Here is a 22,383-nt window from a genome sequence, read left to right as displayed (position 1 = left end):
CAATTAAACAATCAGTCGCAGTTTGCGACAGGTAAGGTTTTCCTCGACAGTGTGCTGGATTACTCTGTCAGCCTCATCTGAATCGGGATAGCCTTGCAGGAGATCTATGACCGTACGCGTAGCGATTAATGGCTTTGGTCGCATCGGGCGTAACGTGGTTCGCGCTTTATATGAATCCGGACGTCGGGCGGAAATCACCGTGGTAGCCATCAACGAACTGGCGGATGCCGCTGGCATGGCGCATTTGTTGAAATATGACACCAGCCATGGCCGTTTTGCCTGGGATGTTCGCCAGGAGCGCGAACAGCTTATCGTCGGTGATGATGCTATTCGCATTCTGCACGAACGAACGCTTGATACGCTGCCCTGGCGGGAGCTCGGCATTGATGTCGTGCTGGACTGTACGGGCGTCTATGGCAACCGCGAGCACGGCGAAGCTCATCTTGCCGCTGGCGCAAAGAAAGTGCTCTTTTCACATCCTGGCAGCAACGATCTCGACGCCACCGTTGTGTTTGGCGTCAATCAGGATCAGCTGCGTGCAGAGAATCGCATCGTCTCAAACGCCTCCTGTACCACGAATTGCATAATCCCCGTGATTAAATTGTTGGATGATGCTTATGGCATAGAGTCCGGTACCGTGACGACGATCCATTCCGCGATGCACGATCAGCAGGTGATCGACGCTTATCATCCCGATCTGCGACGCACGCGTGCGGCCAGTCAGTCGATAATTCCCGTGGACACCAAACTGTCTGCCGGTATTACGCGAATTTTTCCGCAGTTTAACGATCGTTTTGAAGCGATTGCGGTGCGCGTACCGACCATAAATGTGACGGCGATCGACTTAAGCGTTACGGTAAAGAAACCGGTAAAAGCTAATGAAGTCAATCAGTTGCTCCAAAAAGCAGCACAAGGTGCATTTCATGGTATAGTTGACTATACGGAATTACCGTTGGTCTCGATAGATTTTAACCACGATCCGCATAGCGCCATCGTCGATGGCACTCAAACCCGGGTCAGTGGCGCTCACCTGATCAAGACGCTGGTCTGGTGCGATAATGAATGGGGCTTCGCTAACCGGATGCTCGACACCACGTTAGCGATGGCTGCTATTGGTTTCAGGCTCGACGCTTGAGCGTCGACAAAACTTTAAGAATCAACGAGAGGATTCACCATGTCTGTAATTAAGATGACCGATCTGGATCTGGCTGGTAAACGCGTTTTCATCCGTGCGGATCTGAACGTACCAGTTAAAGAAGGGAAAGTAACCAGCGATGCGCGTATCCGTGCTTCTCTGCCGACCATCGAACTGGCCCTGAAACAGGGTGCGAAAGTGATGGTAACCTCCCACCTGGGCCGTCCTGTCGAAGGCGAGTACAACGAAGAATTCTCTCTGCTGCCGGTTGTTAACTACCTGAAAGACAAACTGTCTAACCCGGTACGTTTGGTTAAAGATTACCTTGACGGCGTTGAAGTCGCTGCCGGTGAACTGGTGGTTCTGGAAAACGTTCGCTTCAACAAAGGCGAGAAGAAAGACGACGAAGCGCTGTCCAAAAAATACGCTGCGCTGTGCGACGTATTCGTGATGGATGCTTTCGGTACGGCTCACCGTGCTCAGGCTTCTACTCACGGCATCGCTAAATTTGCGGATGTTGCTTGCGCTGGCCCGCTGCTGGCTGCTGAGCTTGATGCGCTGGGCAAAGCGCTCAAAGAGCCGGCTCGCCCGATGGTCGCTATCGTTGGTGGTTCTAAAGTGTCTACCAAACTGACCGTTCTGGATTCCCTGTCCAAAATCGCTGACCAGCTGATCGTTGGCGGTGGTATCGCGAACACCTTCGTTGCTGCTCAGGGCCACAACGTCGGTAAATCCCTGTACGAAGCAGACCTGGTTGACGAAGCAAAACGTCTGCTGACCACTTGTGATATCCCGGTTCCGACGGACGTTCGCGTAGCGACCGAGTTCTCTGAAACTGCGCCTGCGACTCTGAAGTCTGTTAACGACGTGAAAGAAGATGAGCAGATCCTGGATATCGGTGACGCATCCGCACAGCAGCTGGCTGAAATTCTGAAGAATGCGAAAACCATTCTGTGGAACGGTCCGGTTGGCGTGTTCGAATTCCCGAACTTCCGCAAGGGTACTGAAATCGTTGCTAATGCTATCGCAGACAGCGAAGCATTCTCTATCGCAGGCGGCGGTGACACCCTGGCAGCAATCGACCTGTTCGGCATTGCTGACAAAATCTCCTACATCTCTACTGGCGGCGGCGCATTCCTCGAATTCGTGGAAGGCAAAGTACTGCCAGCAGTAGCCATGCTCGAAGAGCGTGCTAAAAAGTAAGACATTAATGGGCAGGGAAACCTGCCCAATTATTAGCGCGCTGTCGAGCGCGCCCCCTTTCCAAGGCCGAAGATACAGGACTCGCAACATGTCTAAAATTTTTGATTTCGTAAAACCAGGCGTAATCACTGGTGATGACGTACAGAAAGTTTTCCAGGTAGCTAAAGAAAACAACTTTGCTCTGCCAGCTGTTAACTGCGTTGGTACCGACTCCATCAACGCCGTTCTGGAAACCGCTGCAAAAGTTAAAGCGCCGGTCATCGTCCAGTTCTCCAACGGTGGCGCTTCCTTCATCGCGGGTAAAGGCGTGAAGTCTGACGTTCCTCAGGGCGCTGCAATCCTGGGTGCTATCTCTGGCGCGCATCACGTTCACCAGATGGCTGAACACTATGGTGTTCCGGTGATCCTGCATACTGACCACTGCGCGAAGAAACTGCTGCCGTGGATCGACGGTCTGCTGGACGCGGGTGAAAAACACTTCGCAGCAACGGGCAAACCGCTGTTCTCTTCTCACATGATCGACCTGTCTGAAGAGTCTCTGGAAGAGAACATCGAAATCTGCTCCAAATATCTGGCACGCATGTCCAAAATGGGCATGACTCTGGAAATCGAACTGGGTTGCACCGGTGGTGAAGAAGACGGCGTGGACAACAGCCACATGGACGCTTCTGCACTGTACACCCAACCGGAAGACGTTGACTACGCATACACCGAGCTGAGCAAAATCAGCCCGCGTTTCACCATCGCAGCGTCCTTCGGTAACGTACACGGCGTTTACAAGCCGGGTAACGTGGTTCTGACCCCGACCATCCTGCGCGACTCTCAGGACTATGTTTCTAAGAAACATAACCTGCCGCACAACAGCCTGAACTTCGTGTTCCACGGCGGTTCCGGTTCTACTGCTCAGGAAATCAAAGACTCCGTAAGCTACGGCGTAGTGAAAATGAACATCGATACCGATACCCAATGGGCAACCTGGGAAGGCGTTCTGAACTACTACAAAGCTAACGAAGCTTACCTGCAGGGTCAGCTGGGCAACCCGAAAGGCGAAGATCAGCCGAACAAGAAATACTACGATCCGCGCGTATGGCTGCGTGCTGGTCAGGCAACCATGATCACCCGTCTGGAACAGGCTTTCAAAGAGCTGAACGCGGTTGACGTTCTGTAATTCCGTCTGCGGACAGTAAAAATGGCTTCCTTTGGGAAGCCATTTTTTTTACTGCATAACGCAGGTTCCTTTTTCACCCGCCAGGACCTGCGGCGCATCCTTCAGGGCGCCGATAAATGCTGCGTTTCCGGTCTGTTTGACAAACTGTATCACCGCCGCCGCTTTCGGGCCCATTGCACCGTCAGGCGCGGCAAACGGCGCCAGCTCTTCTGGCGTGACATGTCGTAGCGCACGCGCCTGGGGGGTTCCCCAGTTTTCATACACGGCATCGGCGTCCGTCAGGATCAGCAGGTGGTCAGCGTTGATGGATTGCGCCAGCACGGCAGCGGTCAAATCCTTATCAATGACGGCTTCGGTTCCCTGGTAGCCATCGCCTTGCGCAATGACCGGAATACCGCCACCGCCACAGCAAATCACCATGTGCCCCGCATCCATCAACGTGCAGATGGCATCACTGTCGAGAATTTTTAGCGGTGTCGGGGAGGGAACCACGCGGCGAATATATTGCCCATCCGCTTTCATCTGCCAGCCATAGCGTTCTTCCAGCTCTGTCTGTTGATCCGGCTGGTAGACGGGGCCGATATATTTACCGGGTGTTGAGAAAGCGTCATCCTGCGGATCGACCTCAACCCGGGTCATCAGCGTCGTCACGGGCGCGTTACCCGTAGATGACGCCAGCGCCTGGGCAATGGCAAAACCGATCATCCCCTGACTTTCCGCAACCAGAATGTCCAGCGGCCAGGCCGGGGACTCTTTGTAAGCCGCGTTCTGTAGCGCCAGCAGACCAACCTGAGGACCGTTACCATGCACAATGACCAGTTGATAATCACGGGCTAATTCGGATGCCATTTCGGCAAATACCTGAATACTTCGCTGCTGGTTTTCTGCGCTCAAAATTTCTCCGCGCTGTAATAAGGCATTGCCACCAAGCGCAATGACAATCTTCTTTTTCATTAATGACCTCATTGTGAAAAATATCTCGTGGTCAACATAGCGTTTTATCGCTTTTATTATGTGATAAGGTCGACAACTCAAATACCTGTAAAAATATCTCGATAATTACTGATGTTTTCTGTTTCTTTGTTTAAATTGCTTTGAAAATGATTATTAGACTTTTTTTAATAATGTTGCGGCCAGTTCCCAGGAATTTATAACAATGGATTTTGTGTGATTTCGTTCAAATGAAATAAATTTTTACCCCGATATGGTAGACGCAGTTAAAACATCAAACCTCACGTATCCTGTCAGATAACATGAGGTATTCAGCGGTAATGATTACCGGGAGATTGCTTATGTCTGGTTCATATGAAGTGGCTGAGGCCACAAAAAAAAGAGGAATACCGGCCTGGTGGGTCACCGTTTTCCTGTTCTGGCTGGGATGGATTTTTATGTATGCCGACCGCACGGTGCTCAATCCGGTGATGGGCGAATTAGAAAAAGAATTTGGCTTAAGCGGCACACAATTGGGTATTCTTAATTCTGTGTTCTATTTTTCTTACGCATTACTTCAGGTACCTGCCGGAATTCTGGGTGACAAAATTGGTAAGAAAAAGGTGCTGGTTCCGGGGTTTATTCTTTTTGGTGTTTTCACCGCGGTAACCGGCTGGGCAAAAAGTTGGTACACCCTGCTGTTTGCCCGCGTGGTGACGGGGGCGGGTGAAGGAACCTATTATGGCCCGCAGTACGGTCTTTCCTCTGAGCAGATCCCGAAGAAGTACCGCTCTCTCGGCAGCGCAATCATCAACAGCGGTATGGCTTTTGGTATTGCGCTGGGGCTGATGACCTCAAGCTGGCTGGTATACGATCAGGGATATTCATGGCGGATGCCATTCTATGCGATGGCGGTTCCATCCGTGCTGGTTGGGGTGGCTATCTGGCTATTTGTGAAAGAGAAGAAACGTACCGCTGACGCCGATGGCGCGCCGGTTAAAAAGGGGAAATTCAGCGACCTGCTGAAAAACCGTAATTTAATTATTACCTATATTATGGTGTTCTGTAGCCTGTTCGGTTTCTTCGTTATCCTGACCTGGCTTCCCTATTATCTGCAAAATGAACGGGGTATTGCCGGCAGCGAAACCGGATTTATCTCTTCGCTGGTGGCCTGGATTTCCATTCCTGGGGCGCTGCTATTCTCCAGCCTGTCTGACAAATTAGGCAAGCGTAAACCTTTAATTATGTTCCTGGTGCCGGTCGCGATTATCAGCATGTTGTCAATTATTTGGATGCCGAATATGACAGGTGTTATCACTGCGCTGTGTGTCTATGGTCTGGTGGGTAAGCTGGCGCTGGATCCGGTACTGGTTGCCCTGGTCGCCGACAGCGTGGATGAAAATAATTACAGCACCGCATTTGGCTTATTTAATTTTATCGGCATGAGTTCATCCATTCTGGCACCCATTATTGCCGGTGCGGCACGTGATATGACCGGAAGCCTGGCTTCCAGTTTCTATGTTTCAGCCGTACTGCTGGCTATTGGTTTATTCGCAATGCTGTTTTTAAAAGAAAAACGCACATAAAGAGGTAGCGGTAATGATTTACGCCTTTATTAAAAAGGGAAGTTTTCAGGATTCCGTCAGCCTGATGATCATTTCCCGAAAACTCAGTGAGCGCCCGGAAGTTGATCAGGTTTCGGTCATGATGGGAACGCCAGCCAATAAATCGATGCTGGATTCCACAGGGTTCTGGCACGACGACTTTGCCGACGCCACGCCAAATGATATTTGCGTGGCGGTCAGAGCCGAAGGTGAACAGCCTGAGATCCTGGATTTGATTCGTGAGCAGCTGGAGAAAGAGCTAAGCGCGATTGCCAACGCGTCGGGGAGTTCACATCAACTGGTTAAAGCTCGTCGCTTCGAAAGCGCGTGCCAGAAATTACCTCAGGCCAATCTGCTGCTGGTCTCCGTCGCCGGGGAATATGCCGCATCTGTTGCCAGAGAGGGGTTGCAGGCTAATAAAAACGTCATGTTGTTTTCCGATAACGTACCGCTGGAGCAGGAAGTTGAGCTGAAAACCATGGCACGCGAGCGCGGGCTGATCGTCATGGGGCCAGACTGCGGAACGGCGATGATTGCCGGAAGCCCATTAGCTTTCGCCAACGTCCTGCCTGAAGGTGGGATTGGCGTGATTGGCGCGTCAGGTACCGGTATTCAGGAAATTACCTCGCAGATTGCGCTGCTTCAGCAGGGCATTAGCCATGCGATTGGCCTGGGGGGACGTGACCTGAGCGCTGACGTGGGCGGTATTAGCGCATTGACCGCGCTGGAGATGCTGGCTGCGGATGATGCCACGCGGGTAATGGCTTTTGTCTCCAAGCCGCCGTCGCCGCAGGTGCGAACCCGCATCATTGCTGCGATGCAAAAGGTGGGGAAACCGGTTGTCGCGCTGTTTCTGGGCAGCAAGCCGGAGCAGCGTCGCGAAGGGAACGTCTGGCTGGCGAATTCACTTTCTGATGCCGCGCGGCTGTCGGTGCTGCTGATGCGCGTGGCGCAGCAGAGACGGGTTCAGCCGGAAGTGGCAGGCAAAGGGATTTACGGTCTGTATGCCGGAGGGACGCTGGCCGCGGAAGCCGCCATGCTGCTCTCTGCAGGGCTGGGGGTTCCCGTGAGTGAAAGCCACGACCAGGGCGTGATGCTGGATGCCGGTGGTCATCGTATTGTCGACCTCGGGGACGACAGCTACACCCTGGGCAGACCGCATCCGATGATTGACCCAACCACCCGCAGCATTGAAATCGAAAAACTGGCCGTGTTGCCGGATGTCGGGGTACTGCTGCTGGATGTCGTTCTGGGCTATGGCGCCTGCGCCGATCCAGCGGGGGCGGTTGTTGAGGCGGTAGATCAGGTGCGCGCCAAACGCACTGCGCCGCTGGTGGTGATTGCCACTCTGACCGGAACCGACGGCGATCCGCAGGGCCGCAGCGGGCAGGCAGAGAAACTCCGCGAGGCCGGGATTGCCGTGGTGGAAACCCTGGAAGAGGCGGTACTGCTCGCCGTTAGCCTGACGCATCACCAGGATCGCAATATTCCACAGACGCATAGCGCGCTTCTTGACGGCGTACAGGTCATCAACGCCGGATTGCGCAGCTTCGCGCTGGATCTGCAAAGCAGCGGTACGCCGGTTGTGCATTATCAGTGGGCGCCTGTTGCCGGTGGCAACGCCCGTCTTGCCAGCTTACTCAAACAGTTATATTAAGTTCAGAGGTACGGATATGTATTCATCTATTGCACAGGCCAACGAAGCCATTATCGAACGAATTAAAGCTGCACGCCCCCACTGGGTTGCCGTGCGTCCTGCAAAAGAAGCGGTGGCCGAATTATCTTCTGGACGCAAATTACTGCACGCTGGCCCGCCGATCGCCTGGGGAGAGATGACTGGCCCAATGCGCGGAGCCTGTATTGGCGCATCGCTGTTTGAAGGCTGGGCGGTCACGGAGGAAGATGCCCTGCGGATGCTGGAGCAGGGAGAGATCGAGTTTATTCCTTGCCACCATGTTGGCGCGGTAGGTCCGATGGGCGGTATTACGTCCGCCAATATGCCGGTGCTGGTCGTGCGTGATGTCGTCCACGGCAATCAGGCCTGCTGCAACCTCAATGAGGGGATCGGCAAAGTGATGCGCTTTGGCGCTTACGGCGATGACGTGCAGAAACGTCTGCGCTGGATGCGCGATACGCTGGCGCCGGTATTGCAGGAAGCGCTCTCGCAGATGGAAAACGGCGTCGATCTGACGGCACTGATGGCGCAGGCTATCACGATGGGCGATGAGTTCCACCAGCGTAATATTGCGGCCTCTTCTCTGCTGCTACGTACGCTTTCTCCGGTGATTGCCGGACTGGGGCGACCGAAGGCGGAAATCATTGAGGTGTTGCAATTCCTGAGCGTCACCGACCAGTTCTTCCTTAACCTGGCAATGGCCTACAGTAAAGCCGTTATGGATGCGGCGGCGGAAATTAAAGCCGGTTCTGTGGTGACCGCCATGACGCGTAACGGCCGTGATTTCGGTATTCGCGTGAGCGGCACAGGCGATCGCTGGTTTACCGCGCCGGTGAACACGCCGCAGGGGCTGTTCTTTACCGGCTATAGCCAGGCTGATGCCAACCCGGATATCGGCGACAGCGCCATCACGGAAACGCTGGGGATCGGCGGTGCTGCGATGATTGCCGCACCGGGCGTAACGCGCTTCGTTGGCGCGGGTGGCATGGGGGCTGCGCTGGAGACATCGGAAGAGATGGCGGAGATCTATCTTGCCAACAATCCGCTGTTCCAGATCCCGTCATGGGATTTCAAAGGGGCATGTCTGGGGCTGGATATTCGTCGCGTCGTGGAAACGGGGATTACGCCGCTGATTAACACCGGTATTGCTCACAAGGACGCGGGGATCGGCCAGGTGGGGGCGGGCACCGTACGCGCACCGCTGCTCTGTTTTGAAAAAGCGCTTGAAGCGCTGGCGGAACTGCATCACATCACGGCATAACAACGTTGCCGGAAGGCGACACAGTTGCGTCTTATCCGGCCTGCGAATGAGTTCATTCCGTAGGCCGGATCGGGCGCTCTCCCCGCCATCCGGTGTCCTGGAGTGTATCGATGGTGACGATTAAGGCATTAGCCAGCGCGGGTTTTTATCGACTTCCCGATGGTGAATGGAGGTTGCACAGCCGCTTCTCGCAGGCGATTAACTTTTGCCGTCCTGACGGCGAGCTGTTGACGCTGTTTCGATACGGAAAGGGGATGGGACCGACGGGCGTGCTGCTGAGCACCGCGCAGTTTTCCCGCGTGGCGCATATTGAACGACTTATCAAACAGGGGAGCATCCTGCGGGGGCAGGGTATAGCGCTTTGCTCACGTCGCACACTCCGGATGTCGCTGGATCCTGCCATACTTGCCCCTGTCGACCTCTCTTATTGCACTCAACACAGTGGTCTTTCCGGGGCGCTGAATCAGCCACTCAATACGATGCTGCACTACCCTGAAATCATTGAGCAACTTGAACGCTGGCATCGTGGCGTGACGCCTGACTGGCGCTGGCTGATCGGATACGGCCCCGGACTGACGCCCAGCGGCGATGATATGCTGACGGGGATGCTGGCTGTGCTGTATGCTGCGGGGCTTTCTGCCAAATTGCGCCATTTTTTACCCCCGACGGAGCAACTTGTGCCGCTCACCACGTCGGTAAGCTGTAGCTATCTGAACAGCGCCAGAGTGGGCGAATTTTCAACGCCGCTACAGAAGGTGATACGTGGTTTACAGTCCGGACGCGATCCGCATTCTGCAATCAGACGCCTGCTTGCGGTTGGGCACTCCTCGGGGGCGGACACATTGCTGGGAATCGCGATAGCGCAACGGTGGTTACAGGTGGTCGACTCAAGGGGAACGCATGCTCGATCAGGAAACAATACGCACTTTTATTCGGGTTGCGGAGACGGAGAGTTTTTCCCGCGCGGCCAGCTCCCTGCATAAAACGCCTGCGGCGATTAGCTATCGCATTAAAACGCTGGAAGAGCAGGTGGGGACGCAGCTCTTTTTACGTACGACCCGCTCCGTCAGCCTGACGCTGGCCGGACAGCATCTGCTTGAGCATTGTCGACAGTGGCTTAACTGGCTGGATGCAATGCCGGACGAGCTTCAGCAGATCAACGCGGGCGTTGAACGGCAGGTGAACATCGTTATCAACAATCTGCTGTACCAGCCGCAGACCACGGCAGATTTACTGACCTGGCTGCACCAACAATTTCCCTTCACCCGATTTCAAATTTCCCGACAGGTCTATATGGGCGTGTGGGATTCGCTGCTGTATGACGATTTCCAGCTGGCGATTGGCGTCACCGGATCGGAATCACTCTCCAATAATATCTCTCTGTTGCCGCTGGGAGATATCAGTTGGCGGTTTGTGGTGGCGCAAAATCACCCACTGGCCAGCCATCCTGCGCCGGTATTGTCAGACGATATGCTGCGCCGCTATCCGGCTATCAATATTGAAGATACCTCGCGTACGCTTACGCGCCGCGTCGCCTGGCTGCTTAGCGGGCAAAAGGAGATCAAAGTGCCGGATCTCAGCACCAAGCTGGCCTGTCATTTAAGCGGGCTTGGCGTCGGCTTTTTACCCGAGCGGATGTGTCGTCCTTATGTTGAATCCGGGGCACTTGTTGCCCGTGAGGTGATTAATCCGCGCCAGCCGTCGCCGCTCTCGATTGCCTGGAAGAATGCGGGCAGCGGAAAGGTGGTCAGTGAAATTGCGGACATTTTTAAGCAAAAAGATTCGCTGGTGAGTGGGTTCCTGCGGATGGTCGACCGACCGGCGGAGAACTGAGTTTACGGCGGTCTTTTAAGGGATCATGTTGAAAAATGGCAGATTCGGTCTTTTTTGTTTACCTTTAATAGGGTGTTTTCGTGAGATCGATCTCGTAATTTTTTTGACATGCTCAAGGACTATTGAATGGAAGATTTGAATGTTGTCGACAGCATAAATGGGGCGGGGACCTGGCTGGTCCGCAACCAGGCGTTGTTGCTGAGTTATGCCGTCAACATCGTTGCGGCTATCGCCATTATCATCATCGGGATGATTGTGGCGCGAATCGTATCAAATACGGTTAACCGCCTGATGGTGGCGCGTCATATCGATGCAACCGTTGCAGACTTCCTTTCCGCACTGGTGCGTTACGGAATTATCGCCTTCACGCTGATTGCCGCGCTGGGCCGCGTGGGTGTGCAGACGGCTTCTGTTATTGCGGTGCTGGGTGCCGCCGGTTTGGCTGTCGGTCTGGCGCTGCAAGGGTCGCTGTCTAACCTTGCCGCTGGCGTACTGCTGGTGATGTTCCGTCCGTTCCGCGCTGGCGAATATGTTGATCTGGGTGGCGTGGCCGGAACCGTTCTTAACGTGCAGATCTTTTCCACCACCATGCGTACCGTGGACGGTAAGATCGTGGTCATTCCGAACGGTAAAATCATTGCCGGTAATATCGTGAACTATTCTCGCGAGCCGGTGCGTCGTAATGAATTTATTATCGGCGTGGCATACGATTCTGATATTGATCAGGTGAAGAAGATCCTTACCGATATTATCCAGTCTGACGAGCGGATCCTGAAGGACCGTGAAATGACCGTGCGTCTGAATGAGCTGGGGGCATCGTCAATCAACTTCGTGGTGCGTACCTGGAGTAAAAGCGGTGATTTGCAAAACGTCTACTGGGACGTGCTGGAGCGTATTAAGCGCGAGTTTGATGCGAACGGGATCAGCTTCCCGTATCCGCAGATGGACGTTAACTTCCGGCGCGTAAAAGAAAACGCGACCGGGTAACTTCAGCTAAAAACGCCCGCCAGAGAGAGGCGGGCGTTGATTTATCTCGTCTTGTTAAGAATTGCGCTGACACCCTGCATCAGCTCGCCAACATCGTTTATTCCTTTACTTTCCTGCCGGGCAATCCATTCGGCCTGAACGTGCTGATACCCGGTCGCGGCTTGCCACGCATTCAGCTCGTTGTTGGTCAGGTAGTGAACGTGTGCGCCATCTTTTGCCATCTTTTTCGCCATTGCGGTCAGGCTTGCGTCCTGCACTGCGCCAATACGTTTTTGCGTCATGGCGGCCGCCCGATTGATGGCTGCGCGATCCTTCACGTCCAGGCTATCCCAGACGTCTTTATTCATCACCAGAAGATAAACGTGTCCGAGCCAGAGCGAAGGGGAAAGCTGAATATAGGGGGCCGCCCGCTGGGCATGGATATCATCTCCGCTGTCGAGGTTAACCATCAGGCCGTCAAGCTGTCCGGTCTGAAGCGCATCGGTAATTTTTTCATTCCATGGCATGCTGACCGGCACGCCGCCCGCGTTGCGTAAAAATGATTGATGCCAAAAGCTGGCGGTCCGCCATTGGCTTGCATTCAGCTGTGCCACATCGACGTTCGGCCTGGTAGTAAAAAATCCAACCGGATAGCCGAGGAAAAACTGAAGATTCACCAGGTTGTTGTTTTCCAGCTCGCGACCAAACTGGCGATACTCGCGGAAGATTCGCTGAAAGGCGTTGACCTGCGCTTCACCACGACCTGGTCCGAGGGGGAAGCTCTTAAAAATCTGGTGTCGCGGCAGCTGTTCGGGCGTGTACTCAGGGACCACGATCCCCATATCCGCCACGCTGCCCTGGCCGATCGTTTTTAAGGCGTCATAGCTGGTGGACAGCTCGCCGTTCCAGTGAGCGTCGATTTTCAAACGTCCAAGGGACTCTTGTTCGATCGCGCGAAAAAAAGTCTCTTTTATGAGCCGGGTACGCATGTTTCCATACGGCTCGTGATCGGTATAGCGCAGCGTTCTGTCCGCGCTGGCGACAGTGGGCCACAAACTGGTAACTACCAGCGAGGCACAGAAGAGAAAAATGCTCGCGTTATGCTTCATACCCATTCCTTTGGTACAGACAGATTTGTCTTTCAGCATACGCCGGGTAACGCACAATCGCTATTGTCATAGACTGAATATGGAGGGGAGTGTGCGCGGTATTATTAATAATGCTAATTAATGATTAATATTATCCATTTCCTCTAATGAATCCCGCGCAGTATAGTCTGCCCACAAGACAATTATGTGAGATGCTTTACATGTTATCCTATTATTTTCAGGGGCTTGCGCTTGGTGCAGCGATGATCTTGCCCCTTGGCCCGCAGAATGCGTTTGTGATGAATCAGGGGATCCGCCGCCAGTATCACATTATGATTGCGCTGCTTTGCGCCATTAGCGATTTGCTGCTGATCTGCGCCGGTATTTTTGGCGGCAGCGCGCTGCTGATGCAGTCTACCTGGCTTATGGCGCTGGTAACGTGGGGTGGCGTGGCATTCCTGCTGTGGTACGGTTTTGGCGCGTTAAAAACAGCAATGAGCAGTCATCTGGAACTGGCCAGCGCCGAAGTGATGAAGCAGGGGCGCTGGAAGATTATTGCTACCATGCTGGCGGTAACGTGGCTGAATCCCCATGTTTATCTGGATACCTTTGTGGTACTGGGCAGTCTGGGTGGACAACTGGACGTTGAGCCTAAACGTTGGTTTGCGCTGGGCACCGTCAGCGCTTCGTTCCTGTGGTTCTTCGGTCTCGCATTGCTGGCGGCCTGGCTGGCGCCGCGTCTGCGAACTGCTAAAGCACAGCGCATCATCAATACGCTGGTAGGATTAGTGATGTGGTTTATTGCTTTTCAGCTGGCAAAAGAAGGTGTTGCGCACGTTCACGCCTTGTTCAACTAAGAGCCTGGCGCAGGCAGGTTGAACACGGACAGCGGCAGCCAACGGAGCGTACACGGAGTCCGTGAGGATGGCAAGCACAGCCCAGGTTCAAAATGGCATGCAAAATAGCTTAATGGGGCAGGATCTAAGCGTTGTCTGATGGACAATCGCCCTATACCCGCTAAGCTTGCCTGTATTTTCGGATAGTTTAGATCTAATGGATTTTGAACATAGCCAACCCACCTGCAACCTGAAGTATGACGGGTATATGTAACATGGAGGAACGACAGTGAATTTCAAAGTTTTAGCCCTGGCGGCATTAGTCGGATTGGGGACAATGTCGGTGCAGGCAAGTGAATTGCCGGATGGACCGCACATTGTCACTTCGGGAACGGCGAGCGTGGACGCGGTACCTGATATTGCCACCCTGGCCATTGAGGTTAATGTGGCGGCGAAGGATGCGGCAACCGCGAAGAAGCAGGCAGATGAACGCGTCGCGCAATATCTTTCCTTCCTTGAGCAAAACCAGATAGCGAAGAAAGATATCAGCTCTGCCAACCTGCGTACCCAGCCGGACTACGACTACCAGGATGGAAAAAGTATCCTTAAAGGTTACCGCGCGGTGCGCACCGTCGAGGTGACGCTGCGTCAGTTGGATAAGCTCAACTCGCTGCTGGATGGCGCACTCAAAGCGGGACTGAATGAGATCCGTTCGGTATCGCTGGGCGTGGCGCAGCCAGACGCTTATAAAGATAAAGCGCGTAAAGCCGCAATCAATGATGCGATTCATCAGGCGCAGGAACTGGCGGCAGGGTTTAACGGTAAGCTGGGACCGGTTTATAGCGTGCGTTACCATGTCTCCAATTATCAGCCGAGCCCGATGGTGCGGATGATGAAAGCCGACGCCGCGCCGGTATCCGCCCAGGAAACCTACGAGCAGGCCACTATCCAGTTTGACGATCAGGTCGATGTGGTGTTCCAGCTTGAACCTGCGGCAGGCCAGCAACAGCAGGCCACGCCAGCTAAAGCGCAGTAATCCTTACCGCCCGGCAAACCTGCCGGGCTACATTCGTCGTACGTCTGGTCCATTCATCTTTTCCTGATACCCGCATCTATTCTGTGAGCAACTGTAAAAGTGCGACTTCGCATCCGGTCTTTTTTTTCGCCAGGATGAGGATATGCCATAGCGATTTATAAGAGGTAGCTATGGATATTTTTATCTCCAAAAAGATGCGTAATTTCATCCTGCTGGCGCAAACCAACAACATTGCCAGGGCCGCAGAGAAAATACATATGACCGCATCGCCGTTTGGTAAAAGCATTTCGGCACTGGAAGATCAGATTGGCTATACGCTGTTTACCCGCAAAGATAACAGTATCAGCCTCAATAAAGCGGGGCAGGAGCTGTACCAGAAACTGTTTCCAATTTATCAGCGCTTATCAGCTATCGATAATGAAATTCATCACTCCGCACGCCGCTCACGCAATATCGTTATTGGGATAGACAACACCTATCCGACGATTATTTTCGATCAGTTGATAAGCCTTGGCGATAAATATGACGGGGTGACCGCACAGGCCGTTGAGTTTAGTGAGAACGGCGTGATTGATAACCTGTTTGACCGGCAGCTCGACTTTATCATTTCGCCGCAGCATGTTTCGTCGCGCGTGCAGGAGCTGGATAATCTGACTATTAATGAACTTGCGCCGCTGCGTCTGGGGTTCCTCGTTTCTCGCCGCTATGAAGAGAAACAGCCGCAGGATCTGCTGCGCGAACTGCCCTGGCTGCAAATGCGTTTTCAAAACCGGGCTAATTTTGAGGCGATGCTGGATGCGTACATGCGTCCGTGTGGCATCAACCCAACGATTATCTATCGCCCCTACAGCTTTATGGCCAAGATTAGCGCGGTGGAGCGCGGGCAGTTTTTGACGGTGATTCCTCATTTTGCCTGGCGGCTGGTGAATCCGGCGACGCTGAAGTATTTCGACGCGCCCGGCAGCCCAATGTATATGCAGGAGTATCTCTACTCGCTGAAAAACCATCGCTATACCGCCACGATGCTTCAGCATATCTCTGAAGATCGTGACGGTACGGCAAGCTAGCCGAGCATTGAACCGTGTTCCATCAGGTTGCGATGCAGGTCAAACGCGTGGCTGAGGTCGTGATGAATATGTCCGCCAGGGGCGTTCTCCAGATAGCGGTGCAGATAGTCCCGGTAAAGCGGATGCGCGCAGTTGTCGATAATGGTGTGCGCCCGCTGGAGCGGTGACAGACCGCGCAGGTCGGCAATTCCCTGCTCGGTGATAATCACCTTCACGCTATGCTCGCTGTGATCGACATGGCTGCACATGGGGACAATGGTGGAAATTTTCCCGCCTTTGGCGATGGATGGCGCCATAAAGATAGAGAGGTAGGCATTACGTTCAAAATCACCGCTGCCGCCGATACCGTTCATCAGATTGACGCCGGCCACGTGCGTAGAGTTGGCGTGACCGTAGATATCAAACTCCAGTCCCACGTTCAGCGCGATAACCCCAAGACGGCGGATAATTTCCGGATTATTGGAGATCTCCTGTGGGCGCAACACAATGCGACTGGCGAAGAAATCCATATTGTCGTAAATCTTCTGGAGTGAATCGGCGGATACCGTCAGGCTGGACGCGCTGGCTCCGGTAATTTTCCCCGTTTCCAGCAGATGCACCACCGATTCCTGGAGCACCTCCGAATACATCATAAAAGAGGGAATATCCGGGTTCTCGCCAAGCCTGGCCATCACCGCATTGTTGATCTTGCCCACACCGCTTTGCAGCGGCAGAAATTCGGGCGGGATTCGTCCATGCGCCATCTCTTGCAGCAAAAAAGTCACAACGTTATCGGCAATTTGCTGGCAGATGGGATTGACCTTATCGAGTGCGTTCCCGGCATCGGGTAATTCGGTATCGACGACGGCAACAATTTTTTTAGGATCGATTTGTACGTATCGGGTACCCACGCGATCCATCGCATGAAAAATGGCGACGCTGTTGCGGCGCGGTGGCGCGCCGGGAATGACGATATCCGCCAGCTCGGCGACGCGGGGGCTGTGGTAGTGATTCAGTTCAATGATCACTTTCTTCGCCCGCAGCAGCCAGGTTGGCGCATTGCCTATTCCACTGGTAAGCCAGATCCGACCGTCTGGCGCAATGGCTGAGGCTTCAATCACGGCGACATCGATATCGCCAAAGAAGCCATAGTTAACCATCTGCGCCACTTCACTCAGGTGCAGATCCACAAATCGTACCTGTCCCTGATTGATTTTTTGCCGCAGGCCGTTCGATGTTTGATAGGGTGCGCGCCAGGAGACAGCGTCAGCCTCCGACAGCGCATCATCGGCGGCGGCGCTGATTGACGCGCCCGTCAGCAAACGGATCTGGAACGGTTTTTGTGCCTGATGCAGTTCACAGGCGCGGCGGGCGATCGCCGCAGGCAGTGCCTTTGGCGAACCGGCGGGGGTAAAGCCGCTGAAGGCAACCATCGCGTTATGCTCAATCATCAGTGCCGCATCGTCGGCGCTCATCCGTGACCAGGGCTCTTTCATATGTCGCTCCTTTGACCGCATCAGTGGCCGACGAAATTAGGTTTACGTTTCTCCAGAAACGCGTTCATCCCTTCCTGATAATCTTCGCTGTCGTAAACGGCGCGGCGCATCCCCTGAATACGTTCAAACTCATCGGAATTCATGGTGTGCGCTTCACCGAGCACGCGCAGCTCTTCTTTAATAACGGCAATCGCCAGCGGCGCTTTTTCGGAGATGTGGTGGGCCATCTGCAGGGTGAAGTCTTCCAGGTCTTCGGCTTCGACTACGTGATTCAGAATACCGACCGCCAGCGCGCGCTGGGCGGTAATTGGCAACGCGGTGAAAATCAGCTCTTTGACGATATGGAAACCGGCGTCGCGGGTCAGGTTGTGAATGCCGACCAGATTGTACGGTACGCCGAGATTGACCGGCGTCATGGAGAAGGTCGAGGTGCTGGCGGCGATGATCAGATCGGAACTCATGATCATCTCAAATGCCCCGCCCCAGACGCTCCCCTCAACCATCGAAATCACCGGTTTTGGATACTTCTGGATCATACGGGTGATCTGGCGCAGCGGATCGTCGTAAGAGAGCGGATCGCGCCGCCCGGTAGGCAGTTCATGGATATCGTGACCTGCGGAGAACACTTTCGCCCCGCCAGGGGCGCGCAGGATGATGCAGCGAATATCCGGACGGTTGAGATCGCTGAGCGCCTGCATCAGATCGTCCATAAACACTTTACTCAGGGCGTTGAGCTTACGGGCGTAGTTGAACTCAATGACCGCCACCCTCTGGATAATAACAACGTTAACATATTGATAAGACATAGTTATCTCTTTATTTAAAGTAATGATTCCGGATAAATTCGCTGATATGCCGCAGGCCGGTGCGCGGCGAGAGGTTGTTGTTTTTAACGGCCTGTAGCGTCTGCTGGTAGTCGCGGGCGAACTCGGCACGGGCGAACAGCTGCTGGAGCGCTTCTGCTTCGGTTTGCTCCCGCAGCCAGTCCACCGCCTGCTGCTGGCGCACCTGTCGGATCTGCCCGCTGTGGGTTAGCCGGGTTCTGAAATCGCAAATGGCCTGCCAGACCTCTTCAATGCCGTGTTTTTCCAGGGCGCTACAGCTGAGCACCTGTGGCTGCCATTCAGCATACTTGTGACGCAAGATATGCAGCGCGCTCTGGTACATGTGGCGGGCAATGGCAACGCGGTTATGGTTTTCGCCGTCATCCTTGTTAATGACGATCAAATCGGCCATTTCCATGATTCCCTTTTTGATGCCCTGTAGATCGTCGCCGCCCCCCGCGATTTGTAACGACACGAAGCAGTCCACCATCCGGGCAACTTCCGTTTCTGACTGGCCGACGCCGACGGTTTCGACGATCACCACGTTGAAACCTGCCGCTTCGCACAGCAGCATCAGTTCCCGCGCGCGCAGACACGCCCCGCCCAGATGACCGCCCGAGGGTACCGGACGGATAAAGGCGGCATCCGATCGCGCCAGTTCTGTCATTCGCGTTTTGTCGCCAAGAATGCTGCCGCCGCTGACCGGGCTGCTGGGATCGACTGCGATCACCGCCACCTTTAATCCCTGACGAATCAGTAACATGCCAAAGGCTTCCAGAAACGTACTCTTCCCGGCGCCCGGCGTACCGGTAATGCCCAGGCGCAGGGCGTTGCCGCTAAAGGGCATAATGGCATCCAGCAGCTGCGTGCTCAGCGGCTGGTGACGGGGATGCAGACTTTCTACCAGCGTCATGGCCTGAGCGAGCGTGGCTCGCTCTCCCAGACGCAATCGCCGCACCGCGTCTGCCAGCGTGGATTCGTTAATCATGATGCTGGCTTATCCGCATCAGCACGTCGCGCACGCTTTCCAGCATGGGGGTGCCGGGACCATAAATGGCCGCCACACCGTGATCCTGCAGGAAGGGGTAATCCTGTGGCGGAATAACGCCACCGGCGATTACGCAGATATCCTCACGTCCCCATCTTTTCAGCGCGGCGACAAGCTCAGGGATCAGCGTTTTGTGTCCCGCCGCCAGTGACGATGCGCCCACCACATGGACGTCGTTTTCTACCGCCAGGCGGGCGATCTCTTCCGGCGTGGAGAACATCGGGCTGAGATCGACATCAAAGCCGAGATCGGAATAGGCGCTGGCGATCACTTTGGCCCCGCGATCGTGACCATCCTGACCCATTTTGGCGATCAGAATGCGCGGACGGCGACCGTTCTCCGCCAGAAAGCGTTCGGTTTGCGCAACAATCGCGTCAAACTCGCCGGCGGATTTATCGGACTGATGGTAGCTTTGCGCAATCACCCCGGTGACACACTGGCCTGGCACCAGATAACGATCAAACACCGCTTCCAGCGCATCGGAAATCTCGCCCAGAGTGGCGCGAACGCGAGCCGCGTTGATCGCAGCGTCCAGCAGATTTTCATTATGCCGGGCGGCGTGGGTCAGCGCCTTCAGCGCCGCGTTGACGGCAGCGTTGTCGCGGGTGGCGCGGATGCGATCCAGCGAAGCGATCTGCTCGTTGCGTACCTTCACGTTGTCTATCTCCAGCACCGCCGTTTCGTCTTCTTTTTCCAGCTTGTATTTGTTGACGCCGACGATAACGTGCTTGCCCTGGTCGATGAGTGATTGTTCGCGGGCGGAAGCTTCTTCGATCATCCGCTTCGGCAGCCCGGCTTCGATCGCTTTTGCCATGCCGCCCGCGTCGTCAATTTGCCGGATGATCGTCCGGGCCTGTTTGACGATCTGATCGGTCAGCGACTCCACGTAGTACGATCCGGCCAGCGGGTCTACCGTGCGGCAGATCTCCGACTCTTCCTGAATGATGATCTGCGTGTTACGTGCGATGCGCGCGGAAAAGTCGGTGGGCAGGCCGAGGGCTTCGTCAAAAGCGTTGGTATGCAGCGACTGGGTGCCGCCCAGCGTGGCGCCGAGCGCTTCGATAGTGGTGCGGATGACGTTGTTATACGGATCCTGCTCGGTCAGGCTCCAGCCGGAGGTCTGACAGTGAGTGCGCAGGGCTAAGGATTTCGGATTGGTTGCGCCAAAGCCGCTGACCGCTTCGCTCCACAGATACCGTGCGGCACGCAGCATTGCGACGTTCATAAACAGATCCATACCGATGCCAAAGAAGAATGACAGGCGTGGGGCGAAGTCATCAATTTTGAGTCCGGCGGAGAGGGCGGCCTTGATGTATTCGATGCCGTCGGCCAGCGTAAAGGCGACCTGCTGCACGCAGTTAGCCCCCGCTTCACCCATGTGATAGCCGCTGATGCTGATGGTGTTAAAGCGCGGCATGTTACCCGAACACCAGGCGATGATGTCGGCGATAATGCGCATCGAGGGGTCAGGCGGATAAATGTAGGTATTGCGGCACAGGTACTCTTTCAGAATATCATTCTGGATTGTCCCGGTAAGCTGGTCCGGCGTCACGCCTTGCTCCTGCGCCGCGACGATATAAAACGCCAGTACCGGCAGCACCGCGCCGTTCATGGTCATCGAAACGGACATCTTATCCAGCGGGATCTGGTCGAACAGCACCTTCATGTCTTCGACGGTGTCAATTGCCACACCTGCTTTCCCGACATCGCCCGCCACGCGCGGATTATCAGAGTCATAGCCACGGTGGGTGGCAAGGTCGAACGCCACGGAAAGTCCTTTCTGTCCGGCGGCGAGGTTGCGACGATAAAACGCGTTGGACTCTTTCGCAGTAGAGAAACCGGCGTACTGACGGATGGTCCAGGGCTGGGCGGTGTACATGGTGGCGCGTGGACCACGGACGTACGGCACCAGGCCGGGAAGGGTGCCGGTGACCTCCAGATTATCGAGATCGGCTTCGGTGTACAGCGGCTTAATGGCAATGCCTTCCGCGGTCTGTTTTACCAGCGAGTCGACGGTTTTTTCCCGCCGACTGAGTTCCTTATTGGCGAGTGTTTGCCACTCCTGCAAGTCTGACATTTTTTGCTCCGTATTCCGCAATCAAAATGGATATTGCAAATACGGTGAGCTTTTTGGCGCACCTTGTCGCCAGCAAAAAAAAGCCATGGGTGCGTCGTTTTTTGCCGCGTGGGATATTTAATTTTGTGATGGATTTCAAAGAAGTGAAAGGGAAAAGCGAAACTGGCCGGACAGACGTGATGCTATCCGGCAACAAAACGATTAATCCTGCCGCAGTACCTTATGACCATAGGCCAGCAGCGCGTCCGTGACGTTGCGCATCATTCGGCTTTCTGGCGCAAAGCGATGCCAGTACAGCATCCGGCGCTGAAACAGGCCTGGCGTCAGGTCGATCAGCTCACCGCTTGCCAGTTCTTTTTCAATCTGCAAATGGGGGATCATGCAGCAGGTGGTGCCCTGACGTGCCAGCTGCACAAAGGCTTCAGAGGAGTTAACGATATGGCACGGCACGCTGCCGGGCGGTAGATCGAAATTCTGTTGCAGGAAGGCCTGATGCATATCGTCCAGATGGTCGAAGGCTACTGCGGGCGCTTTCAGCAACGCGGAACGCGTCACGCCGTTGGGGAAGTAGCGTTCGGCAAAGGCTTTGGAACCCACAAACAGGTAGTCGAGCGCGCCAAGCTTATCCACCAGGCAACTCGGCAGCGCCTGGTGCTGAATACTCACCGCACCCACAACTTCACCGCGACGCAGGCGCTCCTGAGTACGGGTTTCATCTTCCACCTGCAAATTGAGGCGAATAGGGGAGTCGGCCAGCACGGGGGCCAGCGCCGGAAGCAGCCAGGTCGCCAGACTGTCGGCGTTGACCGCCAGCGACAGCAGCAGCGGCGTGGAGCCGGTTTGCTCATCGCCCAACCATTCGTCTTCCAGCAGCTCTACCTGCCGCAGCAGCGCCAGCAGCTTTTGCCCCTGCTCCGTTGGCCGCGGCGGAACGGTACGGACCAGCAACGGTTGCCCGAACATATTCTCAAGCTGTTTTATGCGCTGTGAAACGGCAGATTGAGTAATGCACAGCTTTTGCGCCGCACGTTCAAAACCTCGCTCACGTATGACCGCATCCAGTGCTTGTAGTGTTCTGTAGTCCGGGCGTTTCATTGCTATAAGGCACTCCTGAAATTGTTGTTGTTCTGCACTATGACATAAATTTGCTCTGGGTA

The 22,383-nt window shown here is 54.7% G+C and carries 20 protein-coding genes; 13 read left to right on the top strand and 7 right to left on the bottom strand.

Translation table 11 applies throughout. The features are described from left to right. Positions 1-106 precede the first annotated feature (106 nt). From epd to fbaA, 3 genes are all read left to right on the top strand, one after another. Positions 107-1,135 (top strand): erythrose-4-phosphate dehydrogenase, encoded by a 1,029-nt coding sequence (gene epd, locus C3432_RS14935; protein ID WP_103777375.1) that lies wholly within the window; start codon positions 107-109, stop codon positions 1,133-1,135. Between the two features lie 39 nt (positions 1,136-1,174). Further along, positions 1,175-2,338 carry a phosphoglycerate kinase gene (gene pgk / locus C3432_RS14930; protein WP_103777374.1) on the top strand — a complete coding sequence of 388 codons (1,164 nt, stop codon included), beginning with the start codon at positions 1,175-1,177 and terminating at the stop codon, positions 2,336-2,338. An 88-nt stretch (positions 2,339-2,426) separates the two neighbouring features. Then, positions 2,427-3,506 (top strand): class II fructose-bisphosphate aldolase, encoded by a 1,080-nt coding sequence (gene fbaA / locus C3432_RS14925; protein ID WP_003027029.1) that lies wholly within the window; start codon positions 2,427-2,429, stop codon positions 3,504-3,506. Between the two features lie 48 nt (positions 3,507-3,554). On the opposite strand, the gene C3432_RS14920 is transcribed toward fbaA, so the two are convergent. Then, positions 3,555-4,460 (bottom strand): carbamate kinase, encoded by a 906-nt coding sequence (locus C3432_RS14920; RefSeq protein WP_016154378.1) that lies wholly within the window; start codon positions 4,458-4,460, stop codon positions 3,555-3,557. A 338-nt stretch (positions 4,461-4,798) separates the two neighbouring features. Between C3432_RS14920 and C3432_RS14915 the strand changes: the two genes are divergently transcribed. The 6 genes from C3432_RS14915 (at position 4,799) to C3432_RS14890 (ending at position 11,796) form a co-directional block, all read left to right on the top strand. Beyond that, positions 4,799-6,022 (top strand): MFS transporter, encoded by a 1,224-nt coding sequence (locus tag C3432_RS14915; protein ID WP_103777373.1) that lies wholly within the window; start codon positions 4,799-4,801, stop codon positions 6,020-6,022. A gap of 13 nt (positions 6,023-6,035) precedes the next feature. Beyond that, a complete protein-coding gene (locus C3432_RS14910) occupies positions 6,036-7,697 on the top strand; it encodes an acyl-CoA synthetase FdrA (RefSeq protein WP_103777372.1) in 1,662 nt (553 codons plus the stop codon). A gap of 16 nt (positions 7,698-7,713) precedes the next feature. Then, complete coding sequence (locus C3432_RS14905) at positions 7,714-8,976, top strand: YlbE family protein (protein WP_103777371.1); 1,263 nt, start codon at positions 7,714-7,716, stop codon at positions 8,974-8,976. Between the two features lie 110 nt (positions 8,977-9,086). Beyond that, positions 9,087-9,959: a DUF2877 domain-containing protein gene (locus tag C3432_RS14900; protein ID WP_103777370.1), complete on the top strand. Its 873-nt coding sequence runs from the start codon at positions 9,087-9,089 to the stop codon at positions 9,957-9,959. Continuing rightward, on the top strand, positions 9,877-10,809 hold the full coding sequence (allS, locus tag C3432_RS14895) for an HTH-type transcriptional activator AllS (RefSeq protein ID WP_103777369.1): 933 nt from the start codon (positions 9,877-9,879) through the stop codon (positions 10,807-10,809). The genes C3432_RS14900 and allS overlap by 83 nt, the downstream gene beginning before the upstream one ends. Before the next feature lie 126 nt (positions 10,810-10,935). After that, entirely contained in the window at positions 10,936-11,796 is an 861-nt protein-coding gene (locus tag C3432_RS14890; protein WP_103777368.1) for a small-conductance mechanosensitive channel MscS, read from the top strand. Between the two features lie 41 nt (positions 11,797-11,837). On the opposite strand, the gene dctP is transcribed toward C3432_RS14890, so the two are convergent. Continuing rightward, on the bottom strand, positions 11,838-12,884 hold the full coding sequence (gene dctP / locus C3432_RS14885; protein ID WP_103777367.1) for a TRAP transporter substrate-binding protein DctP: 1,047 nt from the start codon (positions 12,882-12,884) through the stop codon (positions 11,838-11,840). A gap of 200 nt (positions 12,885-13,084) precedes the next feature. On the opposite strand from dctP, the gene argO reads away from it, so the two are divergent. The 3 genes from argO to srsR all read left to right on the top strand — a co-directional run bounded on the left by argO (position 13,085) and on the right by srsR (position 15,802). Beyond that, the gene (gene argO / locus C3432_RS14880; RefSeq protein ID WP_103777366.1) at positions 13,085-13,720 is read left to right on the top strand and encodes an arginine exporter ArgO; all 636 of its coding nucleotides are present in this window, start codon (positions 13,085-13,087) and stop codon (positions 13,718-13,720) included. A gap of 268 nt (positions 13,721-13,988) precedes the next feature. Then, positions 13,989-14,735 (top strand): oxidative stress defense protein, encoded by a 747-nt coding sequence (locus tag C3432_RS14875; protein ID WP_103777365.1) that lies wholly within the window; start codon positions 13,989-13,991, stop codon positions 14,733-14,735. Positions 14,736-14,905: 170 nt separating this feature from the next. Continuing rightward, positions 14,906-15,802, top strand: coding sequence for a LysR family transcriptional regulator SrsR (srsR, locus tag C3432_RS14870; protein ID WP_103777364.1), 897 nt, complete (start codon positions 14,906-14,908; stop codon positions 15,800-15,802). On the opposite strand, the gene C3432_RS14865 is transcribed toward srsR, so the two are convergent. The 4 genes from C3432_RS14865 to scpA are packed head-to-tail and all read right to left on the bottom strand — an operon-like array spanning position 15,799 to position 21,226. Further along, positions 15,799-17,277, bottom strand: coding sequence for an acetyl-CoA hydrolase/transferase family protein (locus C3432_RS14865; protein WP_103777363.1), 1,479 nt, complete (start codon positions 17,275-17,277; stop codon positions 15,799-15,801). The genes srsR and C3432_RS14865 overlap by 4 nt on opposite strands. 20 nt (positions 17,278-17,297) lie before the next feature. Further along, positions 17,298-18,083 (bottom strand): methylmalonyl-CoA decarboxylase, encoded by a 786-nt coding sequence (gene scpB / locus C3432_RS14860; protein WP_103777362.1) that lies wholly within the window; start codon positions 18,081-18,083, stop codon positions 17,298-17,300. A gap of 10 nt (positions 18,084-18,093) precedes the next feature. Further along, positions 18,094-19,089 (bottom strand): methylmalonyl Co-A mutase-associated GTPase MeaB, encoded by a 996-nt coding sequence (gene meaB, locus C3432_RS14855; RefSeq protein WP_103777361.1) that lies wholly within the window; start codon positions 19,087-19,089, stop codon positions 18,094-18,096. Then, on the bottom strand, positions 19,082-21,226 hold the full coding sequence (scpA, locus tag C3432_RS14850) for a methylmalonyl-CoA mutase (protein ID WP_103777360.1): 2,145 nt from the start codon (positions 21,224-21,226) through the stop codon (positions 19,082-19,084). Before scpA ends, meaB begins: the two co-directional genes overlap by 8 nt. A gap of 26 nt (positions 21,227-21,252) precedes the next feature. Here scpA and C3432_RS27690 point away from each other — a divergent pair, with 26 nt between their 5' ends. Continuing rightward, positions 21,253-21,477, top strand: coding sequence for a hypothetical protein (locus tag C3432_RS27690; protein ID WP_181012926.1), 225 nt, complete (start codon positions 21,253-21,255; stop codon positions 21,475-21,477). On the opposite strand, the gene argP is transcribed toward C3432_RS27690, so the two are convergent. Next, a complete protein-coding gene (argP, locus tag C3432_RS14840; protein WP_103777358.1) occupies positions 21,428-22,321 on the bottom strand; it encodes a DNA-binding transcriptional regulator ArgP in 894 nt (297 codons plus the stop codon). The genes C3432_RS27690 and argP overlap by 50 nt on opposite strands. Between the last annotated feature and the right edge of the window lie 62 nt (positions 22,322-22,383).

Origin of the sequence: Citrobacter amalonaticus (assembly GCF_002918555.1) — a bacterium.
GTDB classification, from domain to species: domain Bacteria; phylum Pseudomonadota; class Gammaproteobacteria; order Enterobacterales; family Enterobacteriaceae; genus Citrobacter_C; species Citrobacter_C amalonaticus_A.
This window is presented reverse-complemented; position numbering and strand designations above follow the sequence as displayed.

What these genes read in the sequence shown, in the direction of transcription:
- epd (WP_103777375.1), top strand. Translation starts at nt 107, where the DNA reads ATGACCGTACGCGTAGCGATTAATGGCTTTGGTCGCATCGGGCGTAAC.
- pgk (WP_103777374.1), top strand. Translation starts at nt 1,175, where the DNA reads ATGTCTGTAATTAAGATGACCGATCTGGATCTGGCTGGTAAACGCGTT.
- fbaA (WP_003027029.1), top strand. Translation starts at nt 2,427, where the DNA reads ATGTCTAAAATTTTTGATTTCGTAAAACCAGGCGTAATCACTGGTGAT.
- C3432_RS14920 (WP_016154378.1), bottom strand. Translation starts at nt 4,460, where the DNA reads ATGAAAAAGAAGATTGTCATTGCGCTTGGTGGCAATGCCTTATTACAG.
- C3432_RS14915 (WP_103777373.1), top strand. Translation starts at nt 4,799, where the DNA reads ATGTCTGGTTCATATGAAGTGGCTGAGGCCACAAAAAAAAGAGGAATA.
- C3432_RS14910 (WP_103777372.1), top strand. Translation starts at nt 6,036, where the DNA reads ATGATTTACGCCTTTATTAAAAAGGGAAGTTTTCAGGATTCCGTCAGC.
- C3432_RS14905 (WP_103777371.1), top strand. Translation starts at nt 7,714, where the DNA reads ATGTATTCATCTATTGCACAGGCCAACGAAGCCATTATCGAACGAATT.
- C3432_RS14900 (WP_103777370.1), top strand. Translation starts at nt 9,087, where the DNA reads ATGGTGACGATTAAGGCATTAGCCAGCGCGGGTTTTTATCGACTTCCC.
- allS (WP_103777369.1), top strand. Translation starts at nt 9,877, where the DNA reads ATGCTCGATCAGGAAACAATACGCACTTTTATTCGGGTTGCGGAGACG.
- C3432_RS14890 (WP_103777368.1), top strand. Translation starts at nt 10,936, where the DNA reads ATGGAAGATTTGAATGTTGTCGACAGCATAAATGGGGCGGGGACCTGG.
- dctP (WP_103777367.1), bottom strand. Translation starts at nt 12,884, where the DNA reads ATGAAGCATAACGCGAGCATTTTTCTCTTCTGTGCCTCGCTGGTAGTT.
- argO (WP_103777366.1), top strand. Translation starts at nt 13,085, where the DNA reads ATGTTATCCTATTATTTTCAGGGGCTTGCGCTTGGTGCAGCGATGATC.
- srsR (WP_103777364.1), top strand. Translation starts at nt 14,906, where the DNA reads ATGGATATTTTTATCTCCAAAAAGATGCGTAATTTCATCCTGCTGGCG.
- C3432_RS14865 (WP_103777363.1), bottom strand. Translation starts at nt 17,277, where the DNA reads ATGAAAGAGCCCTGGTCACGGATGAGCGCCGACGATGCGGCACTGATG.
- scpB (WP_103777362.1), bottom strand. Translation starts at nt 18,083, where the DNA reads ATGTCTTATCAATATGTTAACGTTGTTATTATCCAGAGGGTGGCGGTC.
- meaB (WP_103777361.1), bottom strand. Translation starts at nt 19,089, where the DNA reads ATGATTAACGAATCCACGCTGGCAGACGCGGTGCGGCGATTGCGTCTG.
- scpA (WP_103777360.1), bottom strand. Translation starts at nt 21,226, where the DNA reads ATGTCAGACTTGCAGGAGTGGCAAACACTCGCCAATAAGGAACTCAGT.
- C3432_RS27690 (WP_181012926.1), top strand. Translation starts at nt 21,253, where the DNA reads ATGGATATTGCAAATACGGTGAGCTTTTTGGCGCACCTTGTCGCCAGC.
- argP (WP_103777358.1), bottom strand. Translation starts at nt 22,321, where the DNA reads ATGAAACGCCCGGACTACAGAACACTACAAGCACTGGATGCGGTCATA.